Raw genomic sequence first — 13,139 nt, 5'->3', positions numbered from 1 at the left:
CTAATGAATTTTGAAGTGGGAGCTTCTCAGTTCCACGACGAAAGCAACCTTTCGTCTCCCTGAGCGTTACTTCGGGTTATTCCACCCCTAGATGTCCAACGCTTGGACGTTCTTTTTTACGGTTGATATTTTACGCAGGAACCGAACGGCTTGGTTTTCGCACTGTGTTTTCTTCCTGCAACCTTATATATCAAGTTATCAAAGAACTTCATGTGTCTAGTTTATCAAAAATCTTTTGGTTGTGCCAAACCGAAATTCATCTCCCACCTAGCGTTGGGCTATCGCCCTGCACACGCTTGAGGAAGGAGAATTCTTTCGGATAGAGTGTTAAAAAATAGTTGTAGATTGAAAAGATGTTTTCTGTACATAAAAGTAACTTTTGTTAACATAGAACCAATGTGTTGCAAAAGCTTCAAAGGTCCCCTCAGAAAAACTGAAGAAACTTTCCATTCACATAATCAGTGTTATTGGAAGTAAATATATTTGTTTTATTTAACTTTAGCACTCCGTTAGTTGAGCTGTAAAACCCCGAAAGTTGGCTTCTTTGTAGGAGTTAAAAAGACTGGGCAACACGGAATCCAAGGTCGTCTATGCAAAATGACGGATGGCTACGACGACGACACGAAGCCCCACAACCCCTGGCCTCTTCAGCCCAGCTACCTCCTCGAAAAATTCGGTAGGATCCGTACACTTGTTCATCATATAAATCCCAACACCACTCCCAAACATTCCCTAACATATCATACAGACCCCATGCATTCGGTTCCTTTCTTCCTACTTCATGGATTTTGCCTCCTGAATTTTCATTATACCAGGCAATCTTATCAAGCTCTCCATATCTATAACCAGTAGTCTCTGCTTTACATGCATATTGCCACTCTGCTTCTGAAGGAAGTCGATAGCCGTCAGATTCCCAATTACAAATAATGTTTTCACCATCATTACTTATAGAATAACACTCTTTCAGTCCAGCTTTCTGTGAAAGTAGATTACAAAAAGTAATTGCATCATTCCAAGAAATATTCACAACCGGTTTTAGATCTCCATCAAAAGAAATAGGTGATTTATTTGTAATAGCATAATATAGACCCATAGTTACAGGATACCGTGCAAGAAGAAACGGTCTTATTTCAGCTTTCCATTTGCTTTTTATTCTATCGTCTCTTAATTCTATTTCTCCCCCTGGAATTTTTACCATTGGATAGTCAATGTAACTCATTATTTCATTTGACACTCTATCTTCCTCCTAACGATCTTAATTTTACAAATTTCATCACATTCAGAACCATTAGATCAATACAAAAATTACGTTGTTTTTCTCATGATAATACTCTCTTTCTATTTAGCTATTTATCAGGGGATATAGCATATAATTTAATCAAAATTTCTTTCAAAGCTATAATGAATCATTTTGTAAGAACTAAGAAGTAACATTCAAGAAGAGAGTATAAAATATTTTGTGTAAATGAATAAATACAAAAAAGGAAGACCTTTTCTAGTAGAATGGAGTTACCACACAACAATCCATAGAAAAGAGGTCTTCCCTATGAATCAGTTTACAACAGATCTTGTTCAAGCTCTAGTAAAAAAAGAAGATATTACAGAGATTTTTCGTGCGCATTTAGAAATGGCTGTGAATACACTTTTAACGACAGAATTAACCGCATTTTTAGACTACGAAAAGTATGATCGTAGTGGGTTTCATTCAGGGAACTCAAGAAATGGAGCTTATTCGAGAAAGCTTCATACAGAGTATGGCGATTTGATGATTATCATACCTCGCGACCGCAATGGTGAGTTTAAACAACAAACGGTACCACCTTATAAAGGCTCCAATGATACGCTGGAATCCTTTGTGATTCATATGTTTCAAAAAGGTGTAACGAAGGCTGAAATCTCAGATTTGATTGAAAAGATGTATGGCCATCACTATACGCCACAAACAATCTCTCATATGACAAAAGCGATGAACGGCCAGGTGGAAGCTTTTCAATCTCGAGCACTTACCTCACGTTACGCATGTGTCTATTTAGATGCGACCTATATCGCGGTGAAACGTGAAACAGTCTCAAAAGAAGCAATATATATTGCCATTGGTATTCGTGAAGATGGTTCGAAAGAGGTGCTTGCTTATACGATTGCCCCAACAGAATCAGTATTTATCTGGAAAGAACTTCTTGAAGATCTAAAAGAACGTGGTGTAGAAGCAGTCCTTTTATTCATCTCTGACGGCTTAAAAGGCATAACAGATAGTATCTTTACCATGTACCCAAAAGCACAATACCAAGCGTGTTGCGTCCATATTTCACGTAATATCTCACATAAAGTAGGTATGAGTGAACGTGCTGAAATTTGTGATGACTTCAAATCCATTTATCGTGCTAATAATCTGGAAATGGGTCAAAAAGCGCTTCAGGATTTCATAGAGAAGTGGAAATCCGCTTATCCAAAAGTCACAAAATTGCTTCTTGAAAATCCATATATTTTTACGTTTTATAAATTTCCAAAGTCTATTTGGAGAAGTATTTATTTAACAAATTTAATTGAATCGTTTAACAAGCAAATCAAAAAATATACGAAACGCAAAGAACAATTCCCGAAGGAAAGAAAGATATTAATAGAAGATAGATGACGATGTTTAACCTTAGGTTCAATTACAAATAATCATTCGTCTAGGTTTTCTCCAACTAAGAAGTGTTTTTGGATAATTTTCACAAAATTTAAATTATATTGAAATGAAATTTTTTCGTTTCTAATATAGTTACTATTTTGTATTTAATTTATATATTGATTTATCTAAAAAAAACAATTGTATTTTTCAGATAAATCAATTATTATAAAATAAGTAATTTGGCGATTGTATAACGAAAGGAAGATGAAGAATCTTTCTAACTGTTCGGAATGATTAATAAGAAGTGAAGAATGATTTTAGGGGGCAGCTTTTAAGATAGATTAAAAAAGTGACGCTTGCTTCATCATTTTGATACCTAATAGAAATTGTAGTATAGTGTTCAGCTTGGGATTTAATAGGGTAAGAGGGGGAAATGGAGTGGAAAACAAAGAACTAAAGAGAGGCTTGGAAGCGCGTCATATTCAGATGATTGCTTTGGGCGGTACAATTGGTGTTGGTTTATTTATGGGTTCAGCCAGCACGATTCAATGGACAGGCCCGTCGGTAATGCTTGCTTATGCAATCGCAGGGATTTTTATATTCCTCATTATGCGTGCGATGGGAGAAATGTTGTATGTAGAGCCAGGTACAGGTTCATTTGCGACATTTGGCCATAAGTATATACACCCATTAGCAGGATATATGACGGCATGGAGTAACTGGTTCCAGTGGGTGATCGTTGGAATGTCAGAAATTATAGCGGTTGGGGCATACATGCAGTACTGGTTCCCGGATCTGCCTGCTTGGGTGCCAGGTATCATCACAATGGTGATTCTTGGTGCGGCGAACTTAATTTCTGTTAAATCATTTGGTGAATTTGAATTTTGGTTTGCGATGATTAAAATCGTTACCATTGTGTTAATGATTATTGCGGGGTTTGGACTTATTTTCTTTGGATTTGGTAACGGAGGGAATGCAATCGGTTTATCTAACCTTTGGGAAAATGGCGGCTTCTTTACGGGTGGCTGGTCAGGGTTCTTCTTTGCACTATCACTAGTTGTTGGGGCTTATCAAGGTGTCGAATTAATTGGGATTACAGCTGGCGAAGCAAAAGACCCGAAAAAAACGTTAACTAAAGCAATTCAAAGTACGATTTGGCGTATTTTAATCTTCTATATTGGGGCAATTTTTGTTATTGTAACTGTTTACCCTTGGGATCAACTAAGCTCAATTGGTAGCCCATTTGTTGCAACTTTTGCAAAAGTTGGGATTACAGCAGCTGCTGGACTGATTAACTTTGTTGTGATCACAGCTGCAATGTCTGGCTGTAACAGTGGTATTTACAGTGCAGGACGTATGCTTTATACATTAGGAATGAATGGTCAAGCACCAAAATACTTTACAAAAATCTCCCGTAACGGTGTGCCTTTATTCGGTACGATTGGTGTGTTACTTGGTTTAGTGATTGGCGTTATTTTAAGTTATATTGCACCAAAAAACTTATTCGTGTATGTATACAGTGCAAGTGTGCTTCCTGGTATGATTCCGTGGTTTGTCATTCTGATTAGTCAAATTCGATTCAGAAAAGCAAAAGGAGCTGAAATGGACAATCATCCGTTCAAAATGCCCTTTGCGCCTGTTACAAACTATTTAACGATTGTCTTTTTAATTATGGTACTAATTGGTATGTGGTTCAATGAAGACACGCGGATCTCACTGATTGTAGGAGTTATTTTCCTGGCTATCGTTGTCATTAGTTTTTATGCTTTTGGAATAGGCAAACGTGTTCCAGTAGATGCTCAAACAGATGATGAAGTGATTAACCGATAATTCACTTTGTTTGGTTAACGTTAGAGTAAGTAATAGCGAGTGAAAAAATCAATAAAGTAATATTATATATCCAACTTCTTAAAACGACATAAGCATGATTTCTTTTCTTGATTAGATATGTTCTATAACAAAGTTGATTTTTGGTTCATTGCGTGCGAAACTGCAGTTTCGTACGCCTTTTCATGAAATAAATCAAAAAAGTAATTGCAAAGTTTCAGAATGCTAATATAAAGCAAACAACCGATAAGTAGGTTGTTTGCTTTTTTGCTGGTATTGTTCCTTTTAGTTACTTCAAAAAGAAGTTTAAATTTCTTTTGTTTTTTAGTGATAGCAATTGCTTAGAATCACAATACTTTTCACTTACAAAGTGGATGAGCAAAAAGTTGTGAAAGTGGATGGTCCTTTTTTAACCAATATCCCTTATTATAAAAGGGAAAGGTAGTATTCTTTAAGTATAGAACGTGTTTTGTATATGTATGCTTCATATAGTTATTATGGGATGAGACCCTCATATAGACAAATGTTCTCATTCAGAAAATATAAAGTTTTTTTAGTTTAACTATTAGATTTTCTATTCAAATAGACTGGTTTTAGAGAGGGGAAAGCCAATGGAATTTGCAATTTCATTAGTCATTATTATTGTAATTGTATCACTCTTGGGAACGGTATTAGTTGCAAGAAATGTGGAGGGAAATTACGGTCAGTCTACGAAGCAGAATGTGACTAACTTGTCTACTATTTATATCGTACTTCTTTTAAGCCTTCTCATAGGAGTTACGTGGTATGCGGTTGCCGTCTTGTAGTCTTTCTATTTTTGGATAAGTGGATGGTCAAAATAATATCAAATTGGCGGCTTATTTCGTAGTACTATTCTTTATTATAAGGATGGAAAAATATATTACCTTTTAATGAAAAAGTAAAGAAGTTCCATTCCTCAAGTATGTGAATGTGCGGCAGGAGCGGGCATTCACTTTGTATGTATGCTTAGTTACTGCTATTGACGTTGTAGAATTAATGAATATCTTAATAATTGGAGATGAATGAGGAAAACTATGCTAAATTCAAAAAGAGGAATACTTTCAAACTAAACGATTTATAAATTGTATCTTTTTTCGCTTTTCTTACGGAAGGACTTAGTATGTAGCAAACAGAGGTTAACACCAGAACTTTATTTAAATCAACAAAAAACCTGATGGTAAGGGGGAGGGGGACTAGATGGAATGGAAACCCAATCGTGCAGATAAGACGCCGGTCTACAAACAAATTGCTGACTATATAGAACGGGGAATTTCTTTAGGAGAATTTTCTTCAGATAATATGTTACCTTCGGAACGTACTTTAGCAAAAGAGTTGCAAGTTAACCGCAGTACGATAGTAGCAGCATATGAGGAACTGAAATCACTTGGGGTAGTAGAGCGGAAAAAAGGAAGCGGAACGCGTGTAAACACAGACATATGGGGGGTATCACGTAAACGTATCCCAAACTGGGGTAGATATGTAGAAGATGGTTCATTTCTCCCAAATTTGCCATTGGTTCAACGAATTCGAACTGAAACTCAGAAGGATGATTTGATTAATTTGGCTAGCGGTGAATTGTCACCGGATTTGTTTCCAACCGATCAGTTTCGTACTATTCTCTCAGAACAAACATTTACGGGGAATCTGGGTTATGATCATCCACAAGGAAATGAAATGTTAAGGAAAACAATTTCTTCACATGTTGATACAGATAAAAACATAGATGCTGATCCGGGTTCTATTCTAATTACATCGGGGGCTCAACAAGCTCTTAATCTTATTGTTCAATGCTTGCTTAAACCGGGAGATGCTATTGCTATTGAGGATCCATCTTATTGTTTCTCGCTTCCGATGTTCAAATCTGCTAGGTTAAAAATATTCCATTTACCTGTGGATCAACATGGCATGAATCCGGATGATCTGATAGATTTACACAAAAAGCACCGAATTCGAATGATATTTCTAAATCCGGATTATCAAAATCCAACCGGAACGGTTCTTTCATTGTCCCGTCGTAAAAAGATTTTGGAATTGTCATCTGAATTTGGTATACCAATTGTGGAAGATGATCCTTATAGCTTAACTTCCTTCAATGGAGAAGTAAATCCAACCTTAAAATCCATGGATCCCAATGGAAATGTTCTATATATTAGTTCATTATCGAAAATCGTAGCATCTGGACTGCGAATTGGGTGGGTTATTGGTCCTCCGCGAGTAATTGAACGTTTAGCAGATGCAAAGCAGCAAGTAGATTTTGGACATAGTGTCTTCACTCAATGGATAGCAAATCAATTTTTAGAATCAGAAAATTTTAATGCACATATCTCTATGCTTCGCAAACAACTCAAACAGAGAAGGAATCAATTAATCACAAGTCTTGGTGAACTTTTAGGTGATCGGGTTGAATTTCTTGTTCCAGAGGGTGGAATCCATTTATGGTGTAAGGTGCAGGACCCAATTAATGAATATCATTTATTAGGAAGAGCTATACAAAATGGTGTAGCTTTTGTTCCAGGAAGTGTTTTGGGCTCGAAAAAAGAGTATGTACGTTTTACTTTTGGAAGAGTGAACACGAACCACATTCATGTAGGGGTTACAAGATTTGTGGAGACTCTAAATAGCATTCGATAATAATGCATATAAAAAAGTAAAGAAAGGGAGATGGTGTATGCCAAAATAGTTGCATAATATATGTTTTATTATCATTCAAATTGTCACTATGAAATGTGTCTTTGTTGGGAGCTTATTGCCCCCAGAGTATTAATTATTAATTCTTTATATTAAGATTTATTAAATTTTATGATTAAGAGGTGAATACTAAAAATGTGTTCTCAATTTAAAACTCCATTGTTTACTGCACTTGTAGAACATGCACAAAAACAACCGATCCAATTCCATATTCCGGGCCATAAAAAAGGAAGAGGAATGGATCCTGAATTTAAAGAGTTTATTGGCGAAAATGCTCTTTCCATAGATCTGATCAACATCGAACCATTGGACGATTTACATCATCCAAAAGAAATAATTAAACAGGCACAGGAGCTGGCTGCTGAAGCATTTGGTGCTGATCATACCTTCTTTTCTGTTCAAGGAACGAGTAGTGTCATTATGACGATGGTAATGAGTGTATGCGGACCGGGAGAGAAAATTCTGGTACCTCGTAATGTACACAAGTCTATAATGAGCGGTATTATTTTCTCAGGTGCAACTCCTATTTTCATTCACCCCGAGGCTGACAAGAATCTTGGTATTTCACACGGGATTACACCTGAAGCTGTAGAAAAAGCGTTGGAACAGCACCCAGATGCTAAAGCTGTACTTGTAATTAACCCTACCTATTTTGGAATCTCTGGAGACTTGAAAAAAATTGTAGACATCGCTCATACACGTGATATTCCGGTTCTGGTAGACGAAGCGCATGGTGCTCATATTCATTTCCACGATGAACTTCCTTTTTCTGCAATGCAAGTAGGTGCTGATATGGCATCGACAAGTGTGCATAAATTAGGGGGATCACTGACACAAAGCTCCATTTTAAATTTGCAAGGAAGTCGTATTTCACCGAAGCGTGTACAAGCGGTTTTAAGTATGTTAACGACTACATCCACTTCATATATCTTGCTAGCTTCTTTAGATGTGGCCAGAAAACAACTAGCGACTGAAGGACAAGTTTTACTAGAAACTACGATTCGTTTGGCTGAACAAACCCGTGCACAAATTAATGAAATTGAATATCTGTACTGTGTCGGCCGTGAGATTTTAGGAACAAATGCTGCGATTACCATGGATCCAACTAAACTCCTTATTTCAGTAAAAGATCTTGGAATTACTGGTTATGATGCAGAAAAATGGCTTCGTGAAAGGTTTAACATTGAGGTTGAACTGTCAGATCTGTATAACATTCTTTGTATTACCACACCCGGTGATACCGAACAAGACTTATTAAAGCTTGTTCATGCGTTGAAAGAACTGTCGGTTGCGTTTGAAAATCAGACGAATTCAAATATAAATGCGTCTGTATTATTGCCAGACATTCCAGTACTCGCTTTAACGCCGCGGGAAGCATTCTATGCCGAAACGGAGATGATTCCATTTGAAGAAGCGGTCGGAAGAATTATGGCCGAATTTGTCATGATTTATCCGCCGGGCATTCCTATTTTCATTCCCGGTGAAATTATTACGGAAGAAAACCTAATATATACGAAAAAGAATAAGGAAGTAGGTCTTCCTGTTCAAGGTGCTGAAGATTATGAGCTGAAATCATTTCGCGTAATAAAAGAAGATCGTGCTATAAATGAATAGTTTCAAAGAATTATATTTTTTAGAGGAAAAAAGAGGAATATATATGTGGTTAGTATGGGGAAAATGTACAAAAATTAACTAATTGTTCTAAAATAATATAGCAATATTATTTTAGAACGGAACGGAGATGATAAAACATGCCGACCTGGTTAATACTTTCGTTGATTCTTATGGGTTGTATTAAAATAATAGTGACGTGTCTGCCAACCTCTGTTGTGGACTCGTTTGTCAGCAAATTTGAATTGCATCCAAAACTTAATGACGTGACTGTCACCGTAACTATCGACGGAAAACGCTTGGAAGGTGAAGATGAAATTCAAGTTATTAATCATTTTAACCAAGCGATATTTTTAGAGCGACATTATTTTCCTCCAAAGAGCAGTGGGACTCCATTGGTCATTAATACTAAGAGGGGCAAAAATGATGTTAGGTTTTCTGTGTACAGTTACAACGATCACGTTGATGTAGTCAAACAGTACAAGAAGAAAGTAGTCGCGTATAGTCTGCGTTCCGATAGCCTTCAAAAACGTTCTATGTTAGTAACGGGGGATTTAGTTTAAAAGGATCGTCAAAGAGACGGTTTTTTTTCAAATGAAATTGGGGTAGTTCAGAAATAGTTGTATCTAGTGGTATCTATGATTGTAGTAAGCTAAAGGGATTTACTGTTTTAAATAAAAATAATCAAATTTTTTTATAAAAATCAAGTCATCATGCGCAATGAAAGAATCCATTTTGAGCAGTCTTGAACAGCTCCCTGTCAAATAGACAGTGGAAATAATAAAAATATTTTAAGCGGCTTGAACCCTGTATTCCAAGAGGGCTCAAGCCGTTTAATCTTTCTTGGTAACGTTCGTTATTGTAAAACTGGATATAATCATCTATTGCTTGTTGTAACACTTCAAATGTTTCATACTTATGTAGGTAATATTTTTCACACTTCAACGTTCCCTAAAACGATTCCATTGGTCCATTATCTATACATTTTCCTACACGTGACATGCTATGAATCATTTTTGCTTTTTCTATTTTTCTCTTAAACCCATGTGACGTATATTGATACCCTCGATCACTATGAATCAATGGATGTTCATTTTCTTTTAATATAGTGATAGCTTGATCCAACGTTCGAAATACCAATTTATTATTGTTTGAATGTCCCAATACATAACTAATAATGGAGCCATCGTAAAGATCTAAAATGGCGCTTAAATACGTTTTCCTTCCGTTTCCTAATTTGAACTCCGTGATATCTGTTACCCATTTTTCATTGGGCTTGCTTGCAGTAAATTCACGATTGAGTCGATTTTCAGCGACATATTGCACAGATGAGGGAACATAGCGCTTTCTTTTCCGACGAATCACAGACTGTAATCCAGCGATGTGCAGTAAGCGATAAATACGTTTGTGATTAAATTCTTTATGATATATCCTATTAATATTTAATTTCATTCTTCGGTACCCATAAATGCCTCCTACTCGTGCATAAATAGCTTGAATATCCTGAAGAATTGCTTCATTCTCTAATTCTCTAGCTGTCGGCGTACGCTGTAGCCATTTATAATAAGCAGCACGAGATACACCGGCAATTTCACATAAAAGGATTACTGGCAGATTTTCATTCGCGTGTAAATCTTGAATCGCTCTATATTTATTTTGTAGGCGAATGCTTGTTAACGATGCCTCCTTTCGAGTTCCTCTAACTTTTTTTAAAAAGCATTTTCTGCACGTAATCGTTCATTTTCTCGCTCTAAACGTTTCACTTCCAGCTTAAACTTTTCTTCATCTGTTAATTCATATTCCTCTTTTTTTCGACCTCGTTTATCTTGTAGTGCTTCTTCACCATTTGCTTCAAACTTCTTGACCCATTGATATACTTGTTGATAAGAAACTTCATAGCTTTCGGCTACGCGCTGATAGTTTTTCTGGTGTTGTAAACAGTAATTTACAATTTGAATTCGTTCTTCTAATGTTGTTTTTCTTCTATTTGTCATAGAGTTTGTCATTCCTTTACCGGTATCATTTAATTCTCTATGACTATTATACTTTTTAATCCATTTTCTCAAAACAGCAGTACTGGATATATTGTATTTTTGGATAACCTTGCATAACGAATAGTGTCCTGATAGATAATCATTGACGGCTGCTAACTTTAACTCTTTTGAATAACGCTTCCAAGAAATTGCTTCTTCTAGGCCGTCTTCACCATTTACTTCATACCTTCTCTTCCAATCTCTAATCGTCCCAGAATCAACAAAAAATTTAGCAGTAATGTCAGCTATTGAATGATGACCATCTTTATAAAGAGCTAAAATGGCCAATTTTTCAGCTTTAGAATATTTAATTCGAGCCATAGAAAATACTCCCCTTAGATAAACAGGTTTTTATTTTTTATCTGTCTACCTAATGGGGAGCATATCATCTTTTGTCTAAATGGATTCTTTTTCTTTGGACTAAAATAAGTGTTTATAAGATCTTGTTAATCAAACTTTTTTATAAAGCTACACTTTGAATTAATTCGACTATTTGATTAGCACATGAAAGCAGTCATTTTATACTTCAATTATTATAGGAAGAATCATTGGTTTTCTTTTTGTATGTGAGTATATAAACTGGCCAAGTGTTTCTCTTATGTCTCTTTTAAGAACATTCCATTGGCTAATATTTGCTTTTTGTAAATTGTTAATGGTTGTTACAACTAGTTGATTAATTTTCTTCAAGAAATCTTCCGAATCGCGAACGTATACAAATCCACGAGAAATCGTGTCTGGACCAGAAATAATTTTCCCATCCCTTTTACTAAGAGTGATAACTATAACAAGCATACCATCCTCAGAAAGCTGTTTGCGGTCACGTAAAAGAGTATTTCCAACATCACCAATGCCTAATCCATCTACATATATATTCCCTGCAGGTATTCGTCTAGATTGACGAGCCACTTGGTTGCTTATATCGACAACATCACCATTGTTAATAACATAAATATTATCTTTCTTAACACCAACGGATTCTGCTAATAAGCGATGATGATGTAACATTCTAAATTCGCCATGAATAGGAATGAAATATTTTGGTTTCATTAAAGTGAGCATTAATTTTAATTCTTCTTGATAGGCATGTCCGGAAACATGCATTCCCGTTGAACTTCCCGATCCATAAATAACATTAGCTCCCAATAAAAATAAATTATCTATAATACGTGAAACATTGCGTTCATTTCCTGGTATAGGAGTTGCAGCTATAATCACAGTATCTTCAGGCAGGATATCCACCTGTCGATAGTTTCCACTGGCTAAACGAGATAGAGCAGCCAGAGGTTCACCTTGACTACCAGTACAAAGAATAGCTACTTTTTCTGGATCCATTCGATTGATTTCATTTGCTTCAATTAACATCCCTTCAGGAATATCCAAATAACCTTGCTCCAGTGCAACAGACACTACATTTACCATGCTCCTCCCGAGCAAGGCGAGCTTTCGATTCGTTTTTAAAGCAGCATGTACCACTTGCTGTACACGATTAACGTTAGAAGCAAAGGTAGAGATAACAACTTTTCTGCGAGCTTTGATGAATGCTTCTTGAATATGATCGCCTACAAATCGTTCTGATGGAGTGAAGCCTGGACGTTCCGCATTCGTACTTTCAGAGAGTAGAGCTAAAACGCCATTACTTCCGATGTTAGCCATTTTATGAATATCCGGATATTGATTATTTACAGGAGTCAAATCAAATTTGAAGTCACCTGTATGTACGACTGTGCCTTCTGGTGTATGAAAAGCAATACCAAGGCAATCAGGGATACTATGATTCGTTTTGAAAAAAGTTAGATTTATCTGTCCGAACTCAATTAATGATTCAGAGTCAATAACACACAACCGCGTTAAATTTTGAAGTCCGTGTTCTTTTAATTTAAGTTCAATTAACCCTAGCGTTAGACGTGTTGCATAAATTGGTACATTCAACTGTTTTAATAAATACGGGATTCCTCCAATATGATCCTCATGTCCATGTGTAACAACTAAAGCCCGAATCTTATCCTTATTTTCTTGCAAGTATGTAATGTCAGGAATAACCAAATCAATTCCTAATAAACTTTCATCCGGAAACTTAGAACCGCAATCGATTACCACGATATCGTCTGCATATTGTATTGCATACATATTTTTGCCTATTTCATTTACGCCGCCTAAAGCAAAAATGGATAGTGTATTTTTTACTGTACTCAAAATGAATACCCTCCTTTTTAAAACATGCAAGTATGTCCGAAGAAATACGGAATTTTTTTTATAATTACCCATCTAACTAAATGTTATTCCAATTTATAGTGAAACAAATATTCATTTTCCTTTTATCAATTCATGTGGAGTAGCTGTTTCAAAAG

Annotated in this window: 7 protein-coding genes and 2 pseudogenes; 6 read left to right on the top strand and 3 right to left on the bottom strand. The window is 36.0% G+C overall.

Going from position 1 to position 13,139, the window contains the following annotated elements; translation table 11 throughout:
* Nucleotides 1-553: 553 nt before the first annotated feature.
* Nucleotides 554-1,198, bottom strand: coding sequence for a formylglycine-generating enzyme family protein (locus QUF99_RS19755; RefSeq protein ID WP_289374712.1), 645 nt, complete (start codon nt 1,196-1,198; stop codon nt 554-556).
* A 348-nt stretch (nt 1,199-1,546) separates the two neighbouring features.
* Here QUF99_RS19755 and QUF99_RS19750 point away from each other — a divergent pair.
* The 6 genes and pseudogenes from QUF99_RS19750 to QUF99_RS19725 all read left to right on the top strand — a co-directional run.
* Nucleotides 1,547-2,614 (top strand): annotated as a pseudogene (locus tag QUF99_RS19750) (IS256 family transposase); the annotation flags it as partial.
* A 435-nt stretch (nt 2,615-3,049) separates the two neighbouring features.
* Entirely contained in the window at nt 3,050-4,441 is a 1,392-nt protein-coding gene (locus QUF99_RS19745; protein ID WP_289372205.1) for an amino acid permease, read from the top strand.
* Between the two features lie 608 nt (nt 4,442-5,049).
* The gene (locus QUF99_RS19740; RefSeq protein WP_289372204.1) at nt 5,050-5,244 is read left to right on the top strand and encodes a hypothetical protein; all 195 of its coding nucleotides are present in this window, start codon (nt 5,050-5,052) and stop codon (nt 5,242-5,244) included.
* A 412-nt stretch (nt 5,245-5,656) separates the two neighbouring features.
* The gene (pdxR, locus tag QUF99_RS19735; protein WP_289372203.1) at nt 5,657-7,090 is read left to right on the top strand and encodes a MocR-like pyridoxine biosynthesis transcription factor PdxR; all 1,434 of its coding nucleotides are present in this window, start codon (nt 5,657-5,659) and stop codon (nt 7,088-7,090) included.
* Between the two features lie 192 nt (nt 7,091-7,282).
* A complete protein-coding gene (locus QUF99_RS19730) occupies nt 7,283-8,761 on the top strand; it encodes an aminotransferase class I/II-fold pyridoxal phosphate-dependent enzyme (RefSeq protein ID WP_289372201.1) in 1,479 nt (492 codons plus the stop codon).
* Nucleotides 8,762-8,898: 137 nt separating this feature from the next.
* Nucleotides 8,899-9,321 carry a YfmQ family protein gene (locus QUF99_RS19725; RefSeq protein ID WP_289372200.1) on the top strand — a complete coding sequence of 141 codons (423 nt, stop codon included), beginning with the start codon at nt 8,899-8,901 and terminating at the stop codon, nt 9,319-9,321.
* 228 nt (nt 9,322-9,549) lie between these two features.
* Here the strand turns inward: QUF99_RS19725 and QUF99_RS19720 are convergent.
* Nucleotides 9,550-11,112, bottom strand: a pseudogene (locus QUF99_RS19720) (IS3 family transposase).
* A gap of 198 nt (nt 11,113-11,310) precedes the next feature.
* On the bottom strand, nt 11,311-12,984 hold the full coding sequence (locus tag QUF99_RS19715; protein WP_289372199.1) for a ribonuclease J: 1,674 nt from the start codon (nt 12,982-12,984) through the stop codon (nt 11,311-11,313).
* Nucleotides 12,985-13,139 lie beyond the last annotated feature (155 nt).

The sequence above is a fragment of the Bacillus sp. DX4.1 genome (assembly GCF_030348195.1).
In the GTDB taxonomy this organism is placed as follows: Bacteria; Bacillota; Bacilli; order Bacillales; family Bacillaceae_G; genus Bacillus_A.
This window is presented reverse-complemented; position numbering and strand designations above follow the sequence as displayed.